At 71.2% G+C, this 22,681-nt stretch carries 20 protein-coding genes; 8 read left to right on the plus strand and 12 right to left on the minus strand.

Features of this window, described 5'->3' with window-relative positions:
• Positions 1 to 4: 4 nt before the first annotated feature.
• From AB0K08_RS06285 to AB0K08_RS06310, 6 genes are read right to left on the minus strand one after another with little or no spacing between them, the layout of a single operon-like run.
• Positions 5 to 1,186 (minus strand): alcohol dehydrogenase catalytic domain-containing protein, encoded by a 1,182-nt coding sequence (locus tag AB0K08_RS06285; RefSeq protein ID WP_363352673.1) that lies wholly within the window; start codon positions 1,184 to 1,186, stop codon positions 5 to 7.
• A complete protein-coding gene (locus AB0K08_RS06290; protein ID WP_363352674.1) occupies positions 1,187 to 2,248 on the minus strand; it encodes a hypothetical protein in 1,062 nt (353 codons plus the stop codon).
• A complete protein-coding gene (locus tag AB0K08_RS06295) occupies positions 2,245 to 2,787 on the minus strand; it encodes a UGSC family (seleno)protein (RefSeq protein ID WP_363352675.1) in 543 nt (180 codons plus the stop codon). The genes AB0K08_RS06290 and AB0K08_RS06295 overlap by 4 nt, the downstream gene beginning before the upstream one ends.
• A 30-nt stretch (positions 2,788 to 2,817) precedes the next feature.
• A complete protein-coding gene (locus AB0K08_RS06300) occupies positions 2,818 to 3,984 on the minus strand; it encodes an NDMA-dependent alcohol dehydrogenase (protein WP_363352676.1) in 1,167 nt (388 codons plus the stop codon).
• Between the two features lie 21 nt (positions 3,985 to 4,005).
• Positions 4,006 to 5,496: an aldehyde dehydrogenase family protein gene (locus AB0K08_RS06305; RefSeq protein ID WP_363352677.1), complete on the minus strand. Its 1,491-nt coding sequence runs from the start codon at positions 5,494 to 5,496 to the stop codon at positions 4,006 to 4,008.
• A 36-nt stretch (positions 5,497 to 5,532) separates the two neighbouring features.
• A complete protein-coding gene (locus AB0K08_RS06310) occupies positions 5,533 to 6,642 on the minus strand; it encodes an NDMA-dependent alcohol dehydrogenase (protein ID WP_363352678.1) in 1,110 nt (369 codons plus the stop codon).
• Between the two features lie 284 nt (positions 6,643 to 6,926).
• On the opposite strand from AB0K08_RS06310, the gene AB0K08_RS06315 reads away from it, so the two are divergent.
• The 3 genes from AB0K08_RS06315 to AB0K08_RS06325 all read left to right on the plus strand — a co-directional run bounded on the left by AB0K08_RS06315 (position 6,927) and on the right by AB0K08_RS06325 (position 9,368).
• Positions 6,927 to 7,679 carry a 3-oxoacid CoA-transferase subunit A gene (locus AB0K08_RS06315; protein WP_363352679.1) on the plus strand — a complete coding sequence of 251 codons (753 nt, stop codon included), beginning with the start codon at positions 6,927 to 6,929 and terminating at the stop codon, positions 7,677 to 7,679.
• An 8-nt stretch (positions 7,680 to 7,687) separates the two neighbouring features.
• Entirely contained in the window at positions 7,688 to 8,353 is a 666-nt protein-coding gene (locus tag AB0K08_RS06320) for a 3-oxoacid CoA-transferase subunit B (RefSeq protein ID WP_363352680.1), read from the plus strand.
• 88 nt (positions 8,354 to 8,441) lie between these two features.
• The gene (locus tag AB0K08_RS06325) at positions 8,442 to 9,368 is read left to right on the plus strand and encodes an SDR family NAD(P)-dependent oxidoreductase (RefSeq protein ID WP_363352681.1); all 927 of its coding nucleotides are present in this window, start codon (positions 8,442 to 8,444) and stop codon (positions 9,366 to 9,368) included.
• Here AB0K08_RS06325 and AB0K08_RS06330 read toward each other — a convergent pair.
• Positions 9,347 to 10,237: an SDR family NAD(P)-dependent oxidoreductase gene (locus AB0K08_RS06330; protein ID WP_363352682.1), complete on the minus strand. Its 891-nt coding sequence runs from the start codon at positions 10,235 to 10,237 to the stop codon at positions 9,347 to 9,349. The genes AB0K08_RS06325 and AB0K08_RS06330 overlap by 22 nt on opposite strands.
• Before the next feature lie 240 nt (positions 10,238 to 10,477).
• On the opposite strand from AB0K08_RS06330, the gene AB0K08_RS06335 reads away from it, so the two are divergent.
• The 5 genes from AB0K08_RS06335 (at position 10,478) to AB0K08_RS06355 (ending at position 15,127) form a co-directional block, all read left to right on the plus strand.
• A complete protein-coding gene (locus AB0K08_RS06335) occupies positions 10,478 to 11,326 on the plus strand; it encodes an IclR family transcriptional regulator (RefSeq protein ID WP_363352683.1) in 849 nt (282 codons plus the stop codon).
• Positions 11,323 to 12,876 carry a mycofactocin system GMC family oxidoreductase MftG gene (gene mftG, locus AB0K08_RS06340; RefSeq protein WP_363352684.1) on the plus strand — a complete coding sequence of 518 codons (1,554 nt, stop codon included), beginning with the start codon at positions 11,323 to 11,325 and terminating at the stop codon, positions 12,874 to 12,876. The genes AB0K08_RS06335 and mftG overlap by 4 nt, the downstream gene beginning before the upstream one ends.
• Before the next feature lie 106 nt (positions 12,877 to 12,982).
• The gene (locus AB0K08_RS06345; protein ID WP_363352685.1) at positions 12,983 to 13,777 is read left to right on the plus strand and encodes an IclR family transcriptional regulator; all 795 of its coding nucleotides are present in this window, start codon (positions 12,983 to 12,985) and stop codon (positions 13,775 to 13,777) included.
• A 120-nt stretch (positions 13,778 to 13,897) separates the two neighbouring features.
• Positions 13,898 to 14,410 (plus strand): MarR family winged helix-turn-helix transcriptional regulator, encoded by a 513-nt coding sequence (locus AB0K08_RS06350; RefSeq protein ID WP_363352686.1) that lies wholly within the window; start codon positions 13,898 to 13,900, stop codon positions 14,408 to 14,410.
• 189 nt (positions 14,411 to 14,599) lie between these two features.
• Positions 14,600 to 15,127, plus strand: a complete 528-nt coding sequence (locus tag AB0K08_RS06355; RefSeq protein ID WP_363352687.1) for a flavin reductase family protein — start codon at positions 14,600 to 14,602, stop codon at positions 15,125 to 15,127.
• 105 nt (positions 15,128 to 15,232) lie between these two features.
• Here AB0K08_RS06355 and AB0K08_RS06360 read toward each other — a convergent pair whose 3' ends face one another.
• From AB0K08_RS06360 to AB0K08_RS06380, 5 genes are all read right to left on the minus strand, one after another.
• Entirely contained in the window at positions 15,233 to 16,645 is a 1,413-nt protein-coding gene (locus AB0K08_RS06360) for an aminomethyl transferase family protein (RefSeq protein WP_363352688.1), read from the minus strand.
• Between the two features lie 115 nt (positions 16,646 to 16,760).
• Positions 16,761 to 17,597 (minus strand): SDR family oxidoreductase, encoded by an 837-nt coding sequence (locus tag AB0K08_RS06365; RefSeq protein ID WP_363352689.1) that lies wholly within the window; start codon positions 17,595 to 17,597, stop codon positions 16,761 to 16,763.
• Positions 17,598 to 17,693: 96 nt separating this feature from the next.
• Entirely contained in the window at positions 17,694 to 19,136 is a 1,443-nt protein-coding gene (locus AB0K08_RS06370; RefSeq protein WP_363352690.1) for an L-serine ammonia-lyase, read from the minus strand.
• Positions 19,133 to 19,753, minus strand: coding sequence for a sarcosine oxidase subunit gamma family protein (gene soxG, locus AB0K08_RS06375; RefSeq protein ID WP_363352691.1), 621 nt, complete (start codon positions 19,751 to 19,753; stop codon positions 19,133 to 19,135). Before soxG ends, AB0K08_RS06370 begins: the two co-directional genes overlap by 4 nt.
• Positions 19,746 to 22,658 (minus strand): 2Fe-2S iron-sulfur cluster-binding protein, encoded by a 2,913-nt coding sequence (locus tag AB0K08_RS06380; protein WP_363353107.1) that lies wholly within the window; start codon positions 22,656 to 22,658, stop codon positions 19,746 to 19,748. The genes soxG and AB0K08_RS06380 overlap by 8 nt, the downstream gene beginning before the upstream one ends.
• Positions 22,659 to 22,681 lie beyond the last annotated feature (23 nt).

Raw genomic sequence — 22,681 nt, forward strand, 5'->3', positions numbered from 1 at the left:
GTCCTTAACGGGTGAGGTGGGGCTGGACGGTGATGTGGATGGCGCTGCGGTCCTCCCGCTCGCCGGCCAGGGTCTCGATGGCCTCGGCCACCTGGTCCAGCCCGAAGGTGTGGGTGTGGAGTCTCTCCAGCGGGAAGCGCCCGGATTCGAGCAGGGCGATGGCCTTCTCGTTGGCGGCCGCGTCCACGCCGAAGGCCCCGCGGACGGTGAGGCCGCGGTTAATCAGCAGGTCCGTTGGCACCGGGATCTCCCGGCCGCCCTTGAGGCCGGCCAGCACCACCCGGCCGCCGTGGCGGACCACGGTCAGGGCGTCCGTGACGGGGCCGGCGGCCATGGGGGTCAGGTCCAGCGAGACGTCCGCCATCCGGCCACCGGTGATCTCCGTGACCGCCTCCACGATGTCCCGACCCTCGGGGCCGTCCACCACCACCGTGTGGTCGGCGCCGAGCTCCTCCGCGATGGCCAGCTTGTGCCGGTCCGCCTCCAGTCCGGTGATGATGATGGTGCGGGCGCCGGCGGCCTTCGCCGCCATCACCGCGGCCAGGCCGCGCTGTCCGGCGCCGAGGATGACGATGGTGTCCCCCAGCCCGACCTCGCCCAGGTCCACGGCCCACCGCACGCCGGCGCCCAGGGGGTTGTACATGGCGGCGATGTCGATCGGCAGCGAGGCGTCGATCCTGTGCATCACCGCGTTCGGCGCCAGGTACAGGTATTCCGCGAATCCGCCGTAGAGGGCCGGGGCCGTCTCCAGCGGGGTGACCCCGTGGCCGTTCTGCTTGTTGCGGCAGGCCTGGTAGCGGCCCACGAGGCAGTCGGCGCAGGAGCGGCAGGGCACGATCACCTCGAGCGCCACGCGGTCCCCCACCGTGACGCCCCAGCGCTCGGCGGCGCGCTCCCCGATCTCCTCGATGATGCCCAGGGGCTCGTGGCCGGGGATGAAGGGGGCGGCCGCCCTGCCGTGCAGGTGGCCGCGGTAGATCTCCACGTCCGAGCCGCAGATGCCGTTGGCCTCCACCCGCAGCAGGCCGTCGTCCGGACCGATCACGGGCCGCGGGAACTGACGGACCTCCATGGTCCGGGGGCCGGTCTGGACGGCCGCCCGGACGGTGTCGGGGAGGTTCTCGTGCAGACGGAGGGTCCCCGCGGGGGTCGTGGTCACGGTCTCAGTGGCTGTCGTGGTGGTCATTCATGGTCCTTCCGTGGTGATGGCCACGGGCTGTCCGGACCAGTCGGCGAAGTAGCGCACCACCATGGAGATCCCCGCGTTGCGGGAGCCGGCCACCGCCACGATCATGGAGGCTGGGTCGGCGATGGTGCGTTGGAAGTGCTCGGGGTCCGCGTTGCCCCCGGGGAACCGCACGCCCTCGTCGGAGTGGTCCTTGCCCACCGCGGCCAGCTGGCCGGTGGTCCGTCCGGAGTGCTCGGCCAGCCAGGCCGCCACGTCCGCCCGGGAGAACCCGTTCCGGGCCAGCAGGTTGGCGTGCTCGGGGCAGAGCACCACCCCGGCCATGGCGTTCTTGAAGATCCAGGGGCCGGACCGGCCGATGGTGTCGGCGAAGTCGGCGAGCAGCTGTTCCGGGTCGGCGGTGTGCCGGTTGTCCACGAACTCGCTGGTGCGCAACAGGGTGGAGGTCACGGCGTTCCCACTGACCCCCAGGTCCTCGGCAAGGGGCGCCCAGGGGCTCTCGTCCTCGTTCTCGGCCAGACAGATGGACCAGCGCCCGGGTAGGCCCTGGGTGGCCTGTTCCAGCTCGTGGGGCCGGATCCCGTAGGCGTTGCGGACGGTGAGCCCGATGGCCCGGGCCACGGTGGCGTTCGCCCGGAACCCCGGCCCGAACACCCCTCCGGTGCTGTTGAAGCCCAGTTCCTGCCGGATCGGCCCGTTGACGATGATCAGCGGGGCCGGGCCGGAGGTGGACTGCCAGCCGCCACCGGCGGTGGTCCGCTCGGCGGCGAGGGCCGCCCAGGCGGCGAGCACCACCGGGAAGTACTCGGGCCGGCAGCCGGCCATGGCCGCGTTGATGGCCAGCAGCTCGACGGTCACCGTGCGGTCCACCTGCTCCAGGTGGCTGAGGACCTCGTCCGCCGGACGGCCCCCGGCGGCCAGGAACCGGTCCACGAGGTCCTGGGTGGCGGGCACCACGGGCAGCCCGTCGGTCCAGCCCTGCTCGTAGGCGTACTCGATCGCCTGCTGGGCCGCCGTCGGGTCCAGCGTCTGCGCGCCCGCCTCCACCTCCGCCGCGGTCATGCGCCGGTCCCCGCCAGCGTGGCCACGATCTGCGGCAGCAGCTTCCGGGCCCGGGCCCGGACCTCGTCCTCGGTGAGCACCGCCATCGGGTGCTGGGTGCGGATCCACTCGTAGTCCGGGGCACCCTGCACCCCGGCCATGGTCCTCCCGGTGACGTCGAAGGCGTCCGTGAGCACCACGGCGGCCGGCAACCCGGCGCGTTCGAAGTTGATGCCGTCCGCCACGGCGGCCGCGCTGCACGAGCCGCAGTCCCCCACGCCGGTGACCACCACGTCGCTGGCCTGCCGGTACCGGGAGATGATCTCCTCGCCCACGGGGATCGAGAAGTTCTGCTTCGTCTCCACGATCCCCACGGACGCCGCGCCGTGCTCGGCCACGAGCAGCTCGCCCACGGCCTGCAGGAACAGCAGGGCGTTGTGCTTGGTGTTGTCCAGCAACCCGATCCGGGCCCCGGACAACGACGCCGGCCGTCCGGCGAGCACGGCGGCCTCCTTGGCCTGTGGTCCCCGGCCGGTGGGGTCCAGGATCATCTGCGTCATGACGGATTCCTCATTCTCAGTTCTCGGGTCTCAGTGCTCGTGGACGATGATGCCGCGGATGTTGCGGCCGGCGAGCAGGTCCTCATAGGCCGTGTTCACCTCGTCCAGGGTGTACTTGCGGGTGATCAGCTCCTCCAGCTTGAGGTCCCCGGAGCGGTACAGCCCGAGCAGCTTCGGGATGTCGTACAGGGGGTTGCAGTCCCCGAAGAGCGCGCCCCGGATCTGCCGCTGGTAGCTGATCAGCATGCCGGCGTGGATGGTCACGGCCTGCTCGTTGAGGTGCCCCACGGAGGTGATGGTGAGCTTGCCGCCCTTGCCGACCATCGCGATGCCGGCGTTGGCCATCTCCTGGGTGACCACGTCGGCGGTGATGATGACCTTGTCCGCCAGCTGTCCCCACGTGGTCTCGACCACGAAGTCGTGGGCCTCCTTGGCCGTGGCGAAGGCTTGGGTGGCGCCGAACAGCTCGAGCGCCGAGTCCCGCTTGAAGGCCACGGGGTCAACGACCACCACGTTCTTGGCCCCGGCGTAGCGGGCGCCCTGGACGGCGTTGGATCCCACTCCCCCGGCGCCGAAGATCACCACGGTGTCCCCGGCCCGGACCTCGGCGGCGTAGACGGCGGAGCCCCAGCCGGTGGGGACGCCGCAGCCCACGAGGGAGCCGAGCTCGAACGGGATGTCGTCCGGCAGCGGGATGGCCGCGTACTCGGAGACCACGGTGTACTGGGAGAAGGTGCCCAGGGTGCAGAAGCCGCCCACGTCCTCCCCCGTCTCGTCGTGGAACCGGAAGGTGTCGTCCAGGAACATACCGGTGCCGGCGTTCAGGCCCTTGACGCACATGTTCTGGTGCCCGGTGGAGCAGGGGCGGCAGTAGCCGCAGGCCGGGATGTAGGCGCAGACCACCCGGTCGCCGGGCTTGACCCGGGTGACGCTCGGGCCCACCGACTCCACCACGCCGGCGCCCTCGTGGCCGCCGACGATGGGGAACCGGACCGGGGCGTCCCCGGCGGTGATGTGGTGGTCCGAGTGGCACAGTCCGGCGGCGTGGAGCTTGACGCGGACCTCGTGGTCCTTGGGCGGGTCCACCGTCAGGTCGGTGAGCTGCCAGCCCTCATGGGGGCCCCGGGCGATGGCCGCCCGGGTGGTGAGGGTCTGGACGGCGCCCTCGGTGGTCGCGGAGGGGGTGGTGATGGTCATGGTGCTGGTCTGCCTTTCGGTTCAGTGGCCCGGGCGCGTGGCGCCGCGCATCGAGACGGTCTTGGTCTGCGTCCAGTTCAGGACGGAGTCGGCTCCCATGGTCCGTCCGAAGCCGCTGGACTTGTAGCCGCCGAAGGGGCCGCCGATGACGCCGGCGCCCAGGGCGTTGTTCACGCCGACCTGACCGGCCTGCAGGGCACGGGACATCCGCACCGCGGTGCCCACGTCCTCCGTCCAGACGGAGGCGACGAGTCCGTAGTCCACGCCGTTGGCGACCGCGACGGCCTCCTGCTCGTCGTCCACCGGGATGACCGAGAGCACGGGACCGAAGATCTCCTCCTGGGCGATCCTCATGTCCGGGGAGACGTTGTCGAAGAGGGTCGGGTTCACGAAGAACCCGTCCCCGTAGTCGCCACCCGAGGGGGTGTCCCCACCGAGGACCAGGTCCGCGCCGCCGGTGCGCCCGGCCTCGATGTACCCCATCACCCGCTCGTGCTGCTTGCCGTTGATCAGCGGGCCCATGTTCACCTGCTGGTGCCAGGGACCCACGGTGACCTTCTGCATGGCGGCGGCCAGGCGTTCCACCACCTCCTGGTGGACGCTGCGGTGGACCACCACGCGGGAGCCGGCCGCGCAGATCTGCCCGGTGTTCAGGGTGATTCCGGTGGCGATGGCCTGGGCGGCCGTGGCGAGGTCCGCATCGGGGAAGATCACCTGCGGCGACTTGCCGCCGAGCTCCAGGTGCAGCGGGATGAGGTTCCGGGCACAGGCCTCCATCACGGTGGAGCCGGTGGCCGGGGAGCCCGTGAAGCCGATCCGCCGGATGCCCGGGTGGCTCGGGATCGCGGCACCGGCCTCGGCCCCGAGGCCGGTGACCACGTTGACCACGCCGGCCGGGATCCCGGCGTCCATGGCCAACCGGGCGATCGCCAGGGGTGCCAGCGGGGCGTCCTCGGCCGGCTTGATGACGATCGTGTTCCCGGCGGCGATGGCCGCGGCCACCTCGTTCGTGAACATCGGTCCGGGGGCGTTCCACGGGATGATGGCGCCGACCACGCCGTAGGGCTCACGCAGGGTGAAGCCCAGGACGTCCGGTGAGTACGTCGGCAGGGACAGTCCGTGGACCTTGTCCGTCTGGCCGGCGATGAACCGGATCATCCCGGCCAGCGGAGAGGGGCCCCAGTGCGGGCGGCCGACGTCCCTGGACTCCAGCTGGTCCAGGACCTGGGCGTGCTCCTCCACGAGGGCGGCCCAGCGGAACAGCAGTCCGGCGCGGGCCGTGGCGTTCGTGTCCCGCCAGCCGGGCAGGGCCTTCTCGGCGGCCTGCACGGCGGCGTCCACATCGGCGGCGCCGCCCCGGGGGATGCGGCTGAGGAGTTCGCGGTTGGCGGGGTTGATGACCTCGAGGGTCTCGCCGGAGGCGGCGGGGACCCACTCGCCGCCGATCAGCTGGACGTTCTCCGCCAGCAGGGGCGTGTCCAGGGTGGCCTGGGGGTCGATCACTGCAGTCATGGTGTTCTCTTCCGTGAGGTGGTGGCGTGGCCTGGCTCAGTGCTCGATGGTGACGATGCCGCGGATGTTCTTGCCGTCGAGCATGTCCTGGTAGCCCTGGTTGACGTCCGCCATGGAGTACCGGTTGGTGATCAGCTCGTCCAGCTTGAGCTTGCCGGCCTGGTACATGCCGACCAGCCGGGGGACGTCGTGCAGGGGGTTGCAGGCACCGAAGATGGCGCCCTGGATGCGGCGCTGGTAGCCGATCAGCATGCCCGGGTGCTCCCGGATGGTGCCGTTGCCGACCGCGGTGATGGTGACCTGTCCGGACTTTCCGACGATGCTGATGGCGTCGTGGATGACCTCGTCATGCAGGGTGCCGACCGTGATGATGGCGTGGTCGGCCAGCTCACCCCAGGTGGCCTCGATGACGAAGTCCGTGGCCTCCTGCGCCGTGGCGAAGACGTGGGTGGCGCCGAACTCCAAGGCCTTGTCCCGCTTGAACTGCACCGGGTCCACCACCACCACGCGGGTGGCGCCGGCCAGGGCGGCGCCCTGCACGGCGTTCATGCCGACTCCGCCGGCCCCGAAGATCACCGCGGTCTGCCCCACCTCGACGCCGGCGGCGTGCACCGCCGAGCCCCAGCCGGTGGGCACCCCGCAGCCGACCAGGCAGGCCACGTCGAAGGGCAGGTCCTCGGGGATCGGGATCACGGAGTACTCGGAGACCACCGTGTACTGGGAGAAGGTCCCCAGCACGCAGAGTCCGCCGAAGTCCACGCCGTCCTGGTGGAACCGGAAGGTCCCGTCCGGGAACTCGCCGGTGGCGGCGTTCTTGCCGGAGTCACACAGGTTCTGCTGACCGGTGGAGCAGTAGCGGCAGGAGCCACAGGCGGGGATGAAGGAGCACACCACGTGGTCGCCGACCTTGACGCGGGTCACGCCCTCCCCCACCGCGTCGATGATGCCGGCCCCCTCGTGCCCGCCGACCACGGGCATCCGCATGGGGGCGTCGCCCTTCTGGATGTGGTCGTCGGAATGGCACATGCCGGCGGCCATCATCTTGATGCGGACCTCGTTGGCCTTCGGCTCGTCCAGGTCGAGCTCGGTGACTTCCCAAGGCTGTCCGGGCTCACGGCAGACGACCGCTTGAGTCTTCATGCTCATGACAGACCCCTTTCTGGCAGGTGGCGCCGTGGAACAGGCACCGGTGTCGGGTGGATGTTGCTGAGTCCACCGTGCTCGGTCCGCCGCACGGCTGCCATCGACCTTCCATGGCATGGAAGAAGTCGGCGTGACAGGGGACACTGCCCGCAGGCAGTGACGTCCGTCACCCCTTGGTCTTCTACGGTGCGGAAGCCCGCAAGACGCCCCCGCCGCCCCGGGATTGACTACGGGTGACCACACCGCCATGAGCCGTCAGCAGACAGCAGAGATCGAGGACGCCCGTGATGAACAAGTTCCGCACCGACCTCCTGGAGGACCTGGACGCCGTCTGGGACGGCGCCTCGATCGCCGTGGGCGGCTTCGGCAGCTCCGGCCGTCCGGACGCCCTGCTCAACGCCCTCTCCGACCTCGGCAAGACGGACCTTCACCTCTACGTCAACAACGTGGGGGACGACTTCACCGGCATCGGCCGCCTGGTCATGGAGGGCCGGGTCCGGCGCCTCACCGCGTCCTTCCCCGTGCTGCCCGAGTTCTACGAGGAGTACTTCGCCGGCCGCGTGGAGCTCGAGCTGATCCCGCAGGGCACCCTGGCGGAGCGCATGAGGGCCGGCGGAGCCGGCATCGCCGCCTTCTTCACCCCCTCGGGAAGCGGGACGATGCTCGCGGACGGCACCTTTCCGGCGTCGTACTCCTCCGGGGCCCCGGACCGGTTGCTGCCCGCCAAGGAGGAGCGGGACTTCGGCGGGCGCCCCCACGTCCTCGAGTACGGCATCACCGCAGACTTCGGCCTCGTCAAGGCGCAGCAGGCCGATCCGAAGGGCAACCTCCGGTTCCACCTCTCCGCGAGGAACTTCAACCCCCTGGCCGCGATGTCCGGCCGCACCACCTTCGTGGAGGTCGAGCGGCTGGTCCAGGCGGGGGACCTGGATCCGGACGACATCCACCTGCCCGGGGTCTTCGTGGACCACGTGGTGATGACCGCCGCACCCATCCCGGCCGACCTGCCACGGCGGGCGGCCACTCTGACGAAGGGCTGACCATGTCCATGACCGACACCGCACTCCCACGGCTCGCCGGGCGCAGCCGGGACGAGATCGCCCAGCGCCTCGCCGCCGACCTCGTGGACGGGTACACCGTCAACCTCGGGGTGGGCATCCCCCTGGCGGTGCCCCAGCACATCCCCGACGGGCTGGAGGTCTTCCTCCACTCGGAGAACGGCATCCTCGGCCTGGGCCCCGCCCCAGCGCCCGGCACGGAGGACCCCGACCTGACGAACGCCGGCAAGATCCCCACCAGCATCCTGCCCGGCGGCGCGATCGTGGACTCCGCGCTGTCCTTCGCCATCATCCGCGGTGGGCACCTGGACGTGACCATCCTCGGCGCGCTCCAGGTCTCGGCCACCGGGGACCTGGCCAACTGGTACGTGCCCGGCCGCAACCCGGCCGTCGGCGGGGCCATGGACCTGGTCTCCGGCACCCCGCAGGTGTGGGTCTGCATGGAGCACGTGGACCGCCAGGGCCGGCCCAAGCTGGTGCCCGAGTGCACCTTCCCGCTGACCGGCCGCGGCGTGGTGACCCGGGTCTACACGGACCTGGCGGTCTTCCACCTCCTCGAGGGGAGGCTCACCCTGGTCGAGTGCGCCCCCGGCGTCACCCCGGAGGACGTCCGGGCTCGCACCGCGGCGGACTACGACGAGGCGGTCCCCGGATGAGCCCACCCTCACTGGCCTTCACCGTGGACTCGTTCTCCGCCACCGCCACCTCTACCGATACCGATACCGATACCGAGAGGAACCGACCATGAGGGATCTGACCGGACGCGTCGCCGTCGTCACCGGCGGCAGCAGCGGCATCGGCCGGGGCATCGCCCTGGCCTGCGCCCGCGCGGGCATGACCGTCTACGCCACCGGCCGCAGTGAGGACCACCTGGCTGAGACCCAGGAGGAGTTCGCCGCACGAGGCCTCGAGGTCGCCACCGTGAAGGTGGACGTGACCGACCTGGCGGCCATGCGGGAGGCCGCCGCCCTGATCGAGGCGGAGCAGGGACGGGTGGACCTGCTCGTGAACAACGCCGGGATCGGCCTGACCGGACCCGTGGCCGCGGCCAGCGATGCGGACTGGAACTGGGTGATCGACGTCAACATCAAGGGCGTGGCGCACGGCATCCAGGCCTTCCTGCCGGCCCTGCGGCGGAACGGGGCGGGCGGACACATCGTCAACACCTCGTCCATGGCGGGGCTGATGCCGGTGGTCGCCGGGCTGTACTCGATGTCCAAGGCCGCCGTGATCGCCCTGTCCGAGGCGCTGCACATCGAGTTGCTTCAGGAGGACATCGGGGTCTCGGCGTACTGCCCCGGCCCCACCCATTCGAACATCGCCTCCTCGGTGGCCAGACGCCCCCGGGAGTACGGGGCCTCGGGCTATACGGCCCCGGGGCCGGAGGCCACCGCGTTCCAACGCACCCAGCCCTATATGAGCGCTGAGGAGGCCGGCGAGCGCGTCCTGGAGGGGGTGCGGCGCGGGGACCTGTTCATCCTGACCCACCCGGAGTTCAAGGACGGGGTGGTGCAGCGGCACCGGGCCATCGAGGACTCCTTCCCCGAGGAGCCGATCAACGAGGAGCGCCGGGACGCGATCCCCTTCCTGCTCTCCGCTGACGTCTACGACCCGGCCAACCGGCCGTCGTCGCCGGTCTTCTCCCCGGCTCAGTCCCGGGCCGGCGGCTGACGCAGCGGGAAGGCGCTCAGCCCGCCGCCGTCGATGGGGATCGCCTGTCCCGTGACGTAGCCGGCCTCCTCGGAGGCCAGGTACGCCACGAGCGCGGCGATGTCCGTGGGCCGTCCGACCCGGCCCACCGGGATGTTCCGGCCGCGCTGCGCCAGCGTCTCGTCCACGTCCAGGTCCGCGGAGGGGTCCAGGATGGCCCGACTGGTGGCCACCAGTCCCGGGCACACGGCGTTGACGGTGATGCCCCAGGGCCCCACGTCCATGGCGAGGGCCCGGGTCAGGCCGATCACCGCGGCCTTGGACGCCGAGTACGCCACCGAGAACGGTGCGGCGGTCAGCCCGGCCATGGAGGAGATGTTGACGATCCGCCCGTACCGGGAGTCCCGCATCAGGGGCACGGCCGCGCGGCACATCGCATAGGTGCCGCGCACGTTGACGTCGATCAACAGGTCGAAGGCCTCGTCCGGGACCTCCTCGACGTCCCGCCGGTCGGCTCCCTGGGGGGCGGCGGCGTTGTTGACCAGGATGTCCAGCCGGCCGAAGCGTTCCCGCACGGTGGCCATGACGCGGGCCACGTCCGGGCGGTGGGAGATGTCGCACAACACGGCGACCGCGTCGGCTCCCTCCCGGCGGAGGTCCTCGGCGAACTCCTCCAGGCCGCTGGGCGGCACCTGCCCGAGGGCCCGCTGCCGGTCGTTGGCCACCCCGTGCGTCTCCCGGTCCGTGACCACCAGGCAGGCACCGCGCGCGGCCAGCGCCCGGGCGATCCCCTGGCCCATGCCGTCGGGCTTGCCGCATCCGCTGACCACGGCCACCTGGCCGGCCAACGGGCCCGGCCCTGCTGTGCTGATGGCGCTGCGCTCGGTCATGGTGGGTCTTCCTCCTGCTGGGTACGGTCAATGGATCCATAGAAGAACCTAGGCACCCGGACGCACGCGCTGGCTGCTCATTCCCCCGGGCGGAAGGCCACTGTTCCGGCCTCTCGGCCTTCCATGAGGTGGAACTCCGCCGTCCCGGGCGGCGTATCCTTCCACGATGGAGATCCCGGGTCCGGCCCCGCCGTTCCCAGCCACACCGACAGATCCGACCGATCCGACAGAGGAGTGCCGATGGTCGAGGACATGGTTCCTGCCTCGCGGTTCCCGGCCGACCTGACGGCGACCACGGGGCAGCGCACGGCCGCCGGCCGCGTCCTGTCCGTGCTGGACGTCTTCGACGAGGACCACCTCGAGCTGACGCTGAGTGAGATCGGGCGGCGGGCCGGTCTCACCCTGAGCACCACCCACCGGCTGGTGGGTGAGCTCCACGGCTGGGGCGCGCTGGAGCGGCTGCCGGACGGGCGGTACACGGTGGGTCTGCGCGTCCTGGAATTGGGCACCCTGGAGCCGCAGATGCTGCAGCTGCGCGACGTGGCCCCCGCCTATCTGGCCGACCTGCAGTCCGCGGTCGACGCCAATGTGCACCTGTCCGTCCGGGACGGCCATGACGTGGTGTACCTGGAATCCCTGCAGCGCCGGTCCGGGGCACCCGTGCTGAGCCGGCTCGGAGGGCGCTGGCCCCTACACGCCACCGCCACCGGCATGGTGCTGCTGGCGTTCGCTCCCCCCGGGGTGGTGGACGAGGTCCTGGCCTCTCCCCTGCAGCGGTTCACGGAGCGCACCGTCACGGATCCGCTGGTCTTGCGCCGGCTGCTGGCCGAGGTGCGTCGGACCGGGATGTCCGAGCTCCACGAGGCCATCACCCTGGGGGCCTTCGCGGTCGGCGTCCCGGTGCGCGGTCCTCTGGACCGGCCGATGGCGGCCCTGAGCCTGACCCTCAAGCAGGGTGGGCCGGTGACCGCCCACCACGTCCTGCCGGCCCTGCACGCCACCGCCCGGGCCCTCTCCCGCGCCGTGGGCTCCCCGTCCGAACCGGGCCCTCCCGCCGCATCGGGCTCCCACCGGCCGCGTCTCGCATGAGGCGACACCCGGACATCATCGTGGTGGGAGCCGGCGGGGCCGGCGCCCCGTTCGCCGCCAGGATCAGCGAGGACCCGGAGCGGACCGTCCTGGTGCTGGAGGCCGGCCCCGTTCCACGCACCCCGGAGGACTTCCCCGCGGACGTCCTGGACGCCACCACCCTGCCCACGGTCAAGGGGCCCGGCCCGCATTCCTGGTGGTACCGATCCCAGGTGGCGCCCGGGCGGGACTACGACGTCGGCCGGGGCCAGGGCGCGGGCGGCTCCACCGCCGTGAACGGCGCCTACTTCGTCCGCCCCCGGGTCACGGACCTGCGGCGGTGGGAGGCCGCCGGCAACCCCGAGTGGGCACCGGAGCGGGTGCTGCCGGTGCTGGCCCGGCTGGAGCGGGATGTGCAGTTCGCGGGAACCCCCGGCCACGGCGGCAGCGGCCCCGTCCCGGTCGACCGGAGGGCCTTCGCCCCGTCTCCCCTGGCGGGCGCCTTCGCGGCGGCCGCGACGGCAGAGGGCCATCTTCCGCTGCCGGACCTGAACGATGTGCAGGCCCTGTCCGGGCACGGGGAGCTGCCCCTGAACGTGCAGGAGGGGGTGCGCATGAACACCGGCCTGACCTACCTGCTCCCGGCCCTCCACCGCCCCAACCTGACGGTCTGGGGCCACGCCACCGTGCGGCGGGTCCTGATCACCGCGGGCCGGGCGAGCGGGGTGGAGGTCGAGGCCGGGGGCCGCCTGCACCGCATCAGCGCCGGAGAGGTGGTCCTGGCGGGCGGAGCGATCCGCTCCCCGCACCTGCTGATGCTCTCCGGGATCGGGCCGGCCGATCACCTCACCGCGGCCGGGATCCGCCCCACCGTGGACTCCGCCGGCGTGGGCGCCTCCTTCTCCGACCACCCGGACGTCACGGTGACGGCCCCGCTCCTGCGCCCCCTGCGGCCCAGAGATCGGGATCCACTGTTCTCCTGGGCACTGAACTGGACGGGTGCGGGACCGGACGAGGGCCCGGGTACCGTCGAGGTCCTGCCGATGCTGCGGCCCTTCCCCGTCGTGGCCGGCGCTCCGGAAGGATCGGAGCTCCCGGTGATCGTGGCGCTCCAGGGACCCACCAGCCGGGGCCGCCTCTGCCTGGATCCCGTGGACCCGCAAGCGACCCCCCGGGTCCACTACCGACACCTGGACAGCGCGGTCGATCGGCAGCGGATGCGCGAGGGCCTCCGCACCGCTGTGGACCTGCTGGCCTCGGACCATCTCAGCCCGTGGGTGGACTCGGCAGGGTGGGACCGGTCGGCGTTCGACCAGGACCATCTCCTGGACGCGTGGATGCTCGAGCACCTGGGCACCGCGGTGCATCTCTCCGGGACCGCCCCGATGGGGCCGGAAGGCGTCCCGGGTGCGGTGACGGATCAGTTCGGCCGCGTCCACGGGGTGCGCGGGCTGCGGGTGGCGGACACCTCGATCCTGCCGGATGTCCCCAGCCGGGGGCCGGCCGCCACCGCCGTCCTGCTGGGTGAGCACCTGGCCGGCCTCGTGCTGGGCGGCCGAGGGGCCACTTGAGGTTGCCGACCCAGAACGGTGAGGTCAGCGAGGTTTTATACCTATGCACATAGCTCTTCACCGCGCTAAGCTGTTGTGATCCTCCTCACCCTCAAAGGAGTCGCGAGTGACCTCAACATCCACGCCGAAGCCCACTGCCGCCGGCCGCGTCCTGGCCATCCTGGACACCTTCACGGACCGTCATGACAGCCTGACCCTCAGCTCCATCGCCCGCCGCGCCGGACTCACCCTGCCGACCGCCCACCGTCTCGTCGGCGAACTCACCGACTGGGGCGCCCTGCACCGCCAGCCGGACGGTGAGTACACCATCGGCCTGAAGGTCCTCGAGCTGGGCTCCCTGGCCGGTCACCGCCTGAGGCTCAAGCAGCTGGCGCACCCCTACCTCCACGGCCTGCACCACGCCACGAACACCAACATCCACCTCTCGGTGTCCATCCAGCAGGACGTCCTCTACCTGGAGTCCATGCTGACCCCGGGCGGCGCCCCGGTGACCAGCCGCTTCGGCGGCCGGTGGCCCATGCACGCCACCGCCACCGGCCGCGTGCTGCTCGCCGCGGCCTCCCCCGCCGAACTGGAGGCCTCCCTGAGCCGCCCGCTGATGGCCTACTCGCCGCACACCGTCACCGATCCGGAGGAACTGCGTCTGCTGCTCGCCGAGATCCGGCAGCACGGCGTGGCCGTGGCCTACGACCAGATCGCCATCGGCGTCATCGCCCTGGCGGCACCCATCACCGGCCCCCACGGCCGGGCCGTGGCGGCCGTGGGGATCACCGCACCGAAGGACCGGTTCACCGCGAACCAGCTCATCCCACCCCTGTTGACCACCGCCCGGCGCATCTCGGCCGCCCTCAATGGACCGGATGCGGAGGACCGCTCCTCCCGGGACCTGCGGATCGCCTGAGACGGCAGGCTCGGCGGGTGGAGCGGTGGGTAGAGTGGGACCCCGGGCCGGCGGCCCCCGAGGAGTACCCCGCCACGAGCCATGACGACAGAGAACAGCAGGGAGCCTGAGTCAGCCACCATGTCCGACACCCCTGTTCCGGCAGTACCGGAGGACGGCCCCCTGCCCCCCGACACCACCGAGGGTCCCCCCGCCTTCATGAGCTCGGAACTCCGCCTCGCCGGGCGGATCAACCGGCTCGCCCAGGTCCTGGAGCGGCCGTTCCAGCAGCAGGTTTCCAACCAGTACGAGATCACCCTCTCCGACTGGCGAGTCCTGGTGCAGATCGTCCAGCGCCCCGGCGTCAGCGGCTCCGAGATCGCGACGACCACCGCCCTGCCGGCCATGAGCGTCAGTCGATCCGTGCAGACCTTGCGGACCACCGGCCGCGTCACGTCCAAGGTCGACCCCCGGGACTCGAGACGCCGCCGCCTGTTCGCCACCCGCGAGGGGCAGGACCTCTACGACCACATCGCCCCGCAGGCGTTGGAGGACATCACCCGCGTGATGGACGTCCTCAACCCGGACGAGAAGACCTTCTTCCTGGCCCTGGTGGACCGGCTCAACCGCCGCAGCGACGAACTCCTGCCCTGACGCCGCGACGAAACCCCTCCCCGGACCCCGGAAATTGATCCCATCCGTGACAAGGGTGGCCGAAAGAATCCCCTGACTTCCGGGGAGGCCTGGGCATTGACCTACTCTCGACCGTCCGGAATACTATCTATTGTTACTATTCCACGACCGCATCTACGGTCACCCCCGGATCGAAGGAGTGCCCCCGCCGTGAAGACGCTGACAGCCGACGCCCGAGCCGACCACAGCCCGCTCACCGCCCCGGTCTCCCCCGACGCCTTCAAGTCCCTCTTCCGGTCCCACCCGGGTCCGGTCGCGGTCATCACCGCCTCCGGAGACCCCAAGCCGTTGGGCTTCACGGCGACCTCGGTGATCTCCCTGTCCGCCGAACCCCCACTGCTGGCGTTCTCGGTCTCGGCCACCTCCTCCAGCCTGGAGGCCATGAGGATCACGGAGAACGTGGCCGTGCACCTCCTCGACACGGACCACGAGGTACTCGCCCAGCGGTTCGCGACCTCGGGCATCGACCGCTTCGCCGACCTTGACTGGACGGCCCTGCCGGACGGCACCCCGCTGATCCGGGATGTCCCCTCCTGGGCGTGGGGCCCCGTCGCCCACCGCTTCGAGGTGGAGGGCTCGCTGCTCACCATCGTGCGGATCGACGAGAGCTCGACCTCGGACCGGCGGACCCCGCTGCTGTACAAGAACCGCCGCTACTGCCACCTCGACGACGCCTGACCGGCGCGGCATAGCACCCCGGACATGCAAAAGGGTGCCGGTCTTCTGACCGGCACCCTTTCGTCAGGTGGTCCCCGCTGCCTTCAGCAGGGCCTCACGTTCAGCTCAGACCTGGCCGGCCCGGCGCCAGGAGCCCTCATAGTTGTCCCGCACCTCGGAGGAGTACGGCACCGGGGAGACGGTGACGTTGACCTCGATCTGGCGGTGACGTTCCACGGTGGTCTTGCCGGAGCCGCCGTCGGGCTCTCCCCAGACCACCTTGAGGCGGTCCCCGACCTGCACGGACGGATCCACCACTGCCAGCGAGAGCGCCGTGCGCTCGTTGGCCGAGTAGCCGGTGAACATGGACAGCCCCACGACCTTGCCGGAGTCGTCCACCACGGAGTCAAAGTTGGAGGAACCGTAGTTGGCGTTCGGCAGGTCGAAGAACTTGTAGCCGATCTCGCCCTTGCCGTACATGGAGGCGTGGATGGTGGCCATGTCGGCGTCGTCCCAGGCCAGCGTCACCTTGTGGCGCTGCGTGGATGCGTCGACCTGCTCCAGGGCCTCACGGCCGATGAAGTCGTGGTCGAACTTGATGAAGTTGCCGTAGCCCAGCTCCCAGGGGGTCGTGTAGTAGTCTTCGATGTTGTTCGAGACGAAGGACCCGGCGATCGCGTTGTTCGCCTCGTAGGAGTCCGCCCCGAGCCAGGCCCGGTAGTCGGCGAGCATGCCGTCACCCGAGTAGATGGCGGGCAGCGGCGAGGGGATCCACCCGGACTCCAGCGTGTTCGAGGAGTAGGCGCGGGCGCCCACGGCGGCCAGGCCGAATTCGGCGCCGGCCTCCATGATGGCCTCGCGGACCTTGTCGTAGTCCTTGTAGTCGCCCCACAGCTCGAGTCCGGGGGCGCCGGCCATGCCGTGGCGCAGGGTGCGCACCTGGGTACCGGCCACGTTCATGGTGTCCATGTGGAAGAACTTCAGCTGCTCCACGGGGCCGCCGTTGACCTTCTCGATGACGTCCCAGGCCTTCGGGCCCTGGATCTGCAGGCGCCAGTACTCGCGGCTCACGGACTTGCCCATGGGGCGGGAGGGAGAGCGCCGGTCCTCGATGAGCTCGACGTCGTAGCCGCCGGTCTCGGCGTGGAACTTCAGCCAGTTGGTGGCGGGCGCGCGGCCCACGTAGGTGAACTGGTCCTGCTCCTCGTGGAACAGGATGCCGTCTCCGATGACGTGGCCTGCCGGGGTGACGGGCACGTACTGCTTGGCGCGGTTGACCGGGAAGTTCTCCAAGGAGTTGATCGCGGTGTAGGAGACGAGCTTCTTGGCGTCGGGGCCCTTGATGATCAGGTTGTCCATGTGGTGGGTCTGGTCGAACATCACGGCGGACTCGCGCCAGGCGATGACCTCGTCCCGCCAGTTGGTGAACTCGGGGGCCACCACGGGGTAGACGTAGGCGCCCACCTTCGAGTTCCGCATCATCTCGACGGGATTCCCCGCGGCCTCTATGGCCTGCTGCAACGACTTCTGGTCCGGCATGGCTGACTCTCCTGCTGTTGGTGGACGTCTGGGTGAACGGGAACGTTTACTACCTATGAGCATAGGTATATATCTGTGATCCAGGCAACACCCAGTTCCAGGGAATCGCCGCCGGCTACTTCGAGCCGGCCGCCCCGACGTTCCGCATGGCGAAACCACCGCCGTCCACGGCCAGCACCTGGCCGGAGATCCACCGGGCCTGATCCGTGGACAGGAACACCGCGGCCGAGGCGATGTCCCAGGGGGACCCCTCGGTCTGCAGGGCCACGTTCTTCCGGCGCGTCTCCCGCTGCTCCTCGCTCATGCCCCGGGCCGCGAAGGCGCCCCAGATCATGCCGACACGGATGCAGTTGACGCGCACACCGTCTGGGGCCAGCGAGGCGGCGGCTCCCACGGAGAGCTTCTCGATCCCGGTCTTGGCGATGGAGTACGGCATGGCCGGCCCCCGCCCCTCCGCCGCCCCCGAGGAGACGGTGACGATCGCGCTGCCGGGTGTCAGGTGGGGCTTCGCGGCGACCATCAGGCGCCAGGCGGCCTTGAGGTTGAGGTCGAAGGTGCGGTCCCACTCCTCCTCACTCGTCTCGAAGACGCTGACGGCGCCACCGCCGCCGATGGTGGTGGCCACCACGTCGAGTCGGCCGAAGTGCTCCTGCGCGGCGTCCACTGCAGCCCGCGTGGATTCCTGGTCGAGCAGGTCGACCTCGAAGGCCTCCGCCTCTCCCCCGGCGTCACGGATGGCCTGCACGGTCCGGGCCCCGGCCTTCGTGTCGCGGTCAAGGACGGCCACGCGGGCCCCGGCGAGGTGGTACAGCCACGCCATCGCGAAGCCCACGTTGCCCAGCGGACCGGACAGCCCGCCGCCAGCCACCACGGCCGTGCGGCCCGCCAGCCACCGGTCCGGGGGGCTGGCCAGGGCGTCGGTGAGGGGCGCGGGGAATTCGGTGTCTGACACGGGGATCTCCATCCGGAAGCTGGGGGTGTGGTCAGCCCCATCGTCGCCGGTGCGTCTCCACCCGTCCGTTCCCCTTTCACCGGGCGGAAAACCGCCTCAGCACTCCGGGATGTTCACCGCCACATTCACGGCCAGCCCGCCGCGGGACGTCTCCTTGTACTTGGACATCATGTCCCGGCCAGTGTCCCGCATGGTGGTGATGCACTCGTCGAGGGACACCCGGTGGGTGCCGTCCCCTGCCAGGGCCAGCCGGGCGGCGTTGATGGCCTTGACGGAGGCGATCGCGTTGCGCTCGATGCAGGGGATCTGCACAAGGCCGGCGATCGGGTCACAGGTCAGCCCGAGATTGTGTTCCAGGCCGATCTCGGCGGCGTTCTCCACCTGTTCCGGCGTGCCGCCCAGCACGGCGCACAGCGCGCCGGCGGCCATGGAGCAGGCCGAGCCCACCTCGCCCTGGCAGCCGACCTCCGCCCCGGAGATCGAGGCGTTGCGCTTGAACAGCGTCCCGACGGCACCGGCGGTCAGCAGGAACTCAACCACCTTCTCGTCGTCGCACTCGCGGAACATGTCGAAGTAGTGCAGCACGGCGGGGATGATGCCGGCCGCCCCGTTGGTGGGGGCGGTGACCACGCGGCCCCCGGAGGCGTTCTCCTCGTTGACGGCCAGGGCGAAGAGGTTGACCCATTCCATGGCCCACAGGGTGTCCTTGGTGTCCCCCGTCGACTCCTGCTCGCGCAGCCGCCGCCGCAGCCCGGGGGCCCGCCGCTTGGCCTCGAGCCCTCCGGGCAGGACCTCCTCGGTCCGCGTACAGCCGTTCTCCACGCACTCCTGCATGACGGCCCACACCTGCAGCAGCGAGCTGCGGATCTCCTCGTCCGTGTGCCGGGTGAGCTCGTTGGCATGCATGACCTGCGCGATGGACAGCCCGGACTCGCGGCACCGCTGCAGCAGCTCGTCCCCGCTGGCGAACGGGTACGGTTCGGGGACCTCCGGCTCGGCGTCGGCCGGATTCGCCAGGTCCTCCGCCGTGACCACGAAGCCGCCGCCCACGGAGTAGTACTCCTGGGACATCACGACGCCGGCCCCCTCGGCTCCGTCCTCGGCTCCGGTCCCAGCCGCCGCGGCGGCCTCCTCGGAGGAGTAAGCGGTCAGCCGCATCCCGTTGGGGTGGCCGGGCAACGACTCCCAGCCGTTGAGCACCACGTCCTCACCCATGGAGAAGGCAACCTCATGCGTGCCGTCCAGTCTCAGCCGCCCGGAGCCCACGGCCTCCGCCACCGCCACGGGGGCCTCGTCCGCACCCACCATCTCGGGCTCGAGACCGGTCAGACCGAGGATCACGGCGTCGTCCGAGCCGTGCCCCTGGCCGGTGGCGCCGAGCGATCCGAACAGCACGGCCTTGACCCGTGCCACCTCCCCCAGCCTGCCGGATTCGGCCAGGGACCGGGAGAAGAGGCGGGCGGCCCGCATGGGCCCCACGGTGTGGGACGACGACGGCCCCAAGCCGATCGAGAACAGGTCCAGCACGCTCAAGGTCACAGCACGTCCTCCTGACGGAACTCCTGCATGGAGTCCACCAACCAGCGTACGAGGAACTCGGCGAAGGATGCACGGGGATAGAGGCGGTATTCCTGTTCGCCGGAACGGTGCAGCAGCACCGGGGCGGGGCCCACCGAGGTCACGATCCCGTGTCCGACGGGGAAGGACCGCGGGTGCAGGTCCGCCTGGCACCCCTTCTCGAGGACCTCCCGGGCCGAGGGGCCGGCGAGCACGAGGATGGTGCGGTTCGCGGAGAGGTCCAACGCCTGGCCGGGCAGGCCCTCGAGGGCCGCCTCGAGGGCGTCCGCGTCCCCCGTGGACTGCTCGCGGGAGACGTCCACGGCCAGGAACTCGTCCGGGGACAGCCACAGCACATGCTGGCCGGCCGCGTCCCCGGTGGTCTGACCGTGCCCGGCCGGCAGGGTCAGACCGAGGGTGCTTTCGAGCGCCTGGGCGGAGGGGCTGCCGGGCTCGGCTCGGAGCCCGATCTGCACCGCGAAGGCGATCTCGCGCAGGGACACCGCGCGGGTTCCCGTCACGGTGGCCGCCTCCATGACATCGGCCAGGTGGGCTGCTGGGCTCGTTCGGAGCGTACGGGTCATCAGGTTCTCAGCCATCACGGCGGGTCCCTTCGGGGTCGTAGAGGTTGGGCGAGGCGATCTGGACCTCGACCAGCGAGTCACCCACCGGAGAGTGGACGATCTCGCCGATGCGGTTCCGGCCGTTGTCCACCAAGGCCAGGCCGAAGGTCCGGCCCAGCGCGGGCGAGTTGTAGGAGGAGGTGACGTGGCCGATCATCGGGACCGGGCCGGCGTCGGGCGTCACGGGGGTCCCGGCGGTGATGAGCTGGGCTCCCTCCGCCAGGCGGGTGGCGCGGTCCACGGGGAGCACGCCGACCAGGTGGCGGCGGTCCTCGCGGGCCGTGTGGGCCCGGGAGAAGGAGCGGTTGCCCACGAAGTCCTTCTTCTTGGACACCGCCCAGTCCATCCCGGCGTCCTGCGGGGTCACCGTGCCGTCCGTGTCCTGGCCGATGATGATGAAGCCCTTCTCGGCGCGCAGCACGTGCATGGTCTCGGTGCCGTACGGCGTGATCCCGAACTCGGCGCCGGCCTCCGCCACGGCCTCCCACGTGGACAGCCCGGAGAAGGCCTCCACGTTGATCTCGAAGGCGAGCTCGCCGGAGAAGGAGATCCGGCAGATCCGGGCCCGGGTCCCGTTGGCCAGCGTGGTCTCGCGGAAGGCCATGAACGGGAAGGCCTCATTGGAGACGTCCAGCTCCGGGGCCAGCTTCGCCACCACCGCGCGGGACTTCGGTCCGACGACGGCGATCGTGTTCCACTGCTCGGTCACCGAGGTGAACACCACGTCCAGCCCCGGCCACTCCGTCTGGTGCCACTCCTCCAGCCAGTCGAGGACCTTCGCGGCCCCGCCGGTGGTGGTGGTCATGAAGAACCGGTCCTCCGCCAGGCGCATGGTCACGCCATCGTCGAAGAGCATGCCGTCCGCGGAGCACATCAGCCCGTAGCGGCCCATCCCGACCTTCAGCTTGAGGAAGGCGTTGGTGTAGATGCGGTTGAGGAACTCCGCCGCATCAGAGCCGCGGATCTCGATCTTGCCGAGGGTGGAGGCGTCCATGAAACCCACGGAGTCGCGCACGGCGGCGCACTCGCGCAGCACGGCGGCGTCCAGGTCCTCCCCGGGGTGCGGGTAGTACCAGGGGCGCTTCCATTGGCCCACGTCCTCGAACAGGGCGCCCTGCGCCTCGTGCCACGGGTGGATCGAGGTGACGCGGGCGGGGTCGAAGAGCGTCCCGCGGCGGCGGCCGGCCACCGCGGCGAAGGCGACCGGGGTGAACGGGGCACGGAAGGTGGTGGTGCCGATCTCGCCGAGGTCGCCCTCGTTCAGGGCCGCAGCGATCACGCCGATGGCGTTGACGCCGGAGGTCTTGCCCTGGTCGTTGGCGGTGGAGATGGAGGTGTAGCGCTTGACGTGCTCCACCGAGCGCATCCCGGCCCCGGTGGCCCGCAGGACATCGGCCACGGTCTGGTCCCGCTGCAGGTCCACGAAGTGGGTGTCCCAGTCCACCGGCTCGCCGGCCAGCCCCGGCACCAGCCACAGCGGCCGGATGGCACCCGGTGCGATCGCGGGGGCCGGAGCGTCCGGGACCAGCAGCGGGGCGGTGGACCCGGTGGACCGGGCCGCCCGGTGGCCCGCCTCGGCCCCCTGCACGAGGGCCTCACGCAGGGTCCCGGCTCCGGTCATGGCGCCCACCGTCTGCTGGTTCTTCACGGCGGCCGACGGCACGAACGCGGCGATCCCCTCGTCCCAGCGCAGCGCGCCCTGGCGCTGGCTGTGCAGGTGCACCACCGGTGAGTGGCCACCCGAGACGGCGAGCAGGTCCACGTCCAGCAGCTCCGGCTCCCCCGTCAGGGCACCGGCCCCGTCCAGGGAACTGACGGTGATGCCGCTGATCCGCCCGGCCGGCCCGTCGCCCGCGGTGTCCGCCACGGCGGCACCGAAGACGCCGCGCACGCCCGTGTCCTCGAGGACCTCCAGCGCGGTGGCGGAGGCCTCCGGCCGGGAGTCGACGACGGCCACCACGGTGACGCCGGCGGCGTGCAGGTCGGCGACCAGAGCGTAGGCCGAGTCGTTGGTGGTGGCCACCGCGATCCGCTCGCCGGCAAGCGCGGCGTACCGGTTCAGGTAGCTGCGCACGGCCCCGGCCAGCATGATGCCGGGACGGTCGTTGTTGGCGAACACGATCGGGCGCTCGTGGGTGCCGGTGGCCAGCACCACCTGGCTGGCGCGCACGTGCCAGATCCGCTGGCGGGACACCCCGGGCCGTTCGCGCGGCGGCAGGTGGTCCGTGCGGTGCTCGACGGCCACCACGAAGTTCTCGTCGTAGCTGCCGAAGGCGGTGGTGCGGGGCAGGTAGGTGAAGTCCTCGGAGCCGGCGAGTCGTGTCAGGGTGGCGGCGGCCCAGTCGCGGGCGTCCATCTCGTCGATGGTGTCCTCGCCGTCACCGGCACGGCCGGAGAGCAGCGAGCCGCCGGCGGCCGGCTGGTCGTCCATGAGCATGGTGCGGGCACCGGACTTCGCGGCCTCGCGGGCGGCGGCCAGTCCGGCCGGTCCCGCGCCGACCACGAGCACGTCGGTGTGCACGTACTTGTGGTCGTAGACGGCCTCGTCCCGGGCCGGGTCCAGCACGCCGAGCCCGGAGAGGTAGCCGGCGCGCATCCCCTCGGTCAGGCCGACCGTGGTGGCCGGGAGCATGGACTCGTCCACGTGGCCGGCGAAGCGGGCGGCCACGGTGACCAGGGCGTTGGCCTCCTCCACCCCGGCGGAGAGGATCCCGCGGGGGCGGCCGAGGTAGAGGGAGGGCCCGCAGTCCAGGCGGCCGGCGGCCACGAGGGCGCTGGCCAGGGTGTCCCCGGGGTGGCCGGCGTAGTCGGCGCCGTCCACCGTGAAGGCGATCTCGCGGCTGCGGTCGATCCCGTGGCCGGGGGCCCGGGTGGCCTCCATCCGGCGGGACGGGGAGGTGTTGG

Origin of the sequence: Citricoccus sp. NPDC055426 (genome assembly GCF_040677445.1) — a bacterium.
GTDB lineage: Bacteria > Actinomycetota > Actinomycetes > Actinomycetales > Micrococcaceae > Citricoccus.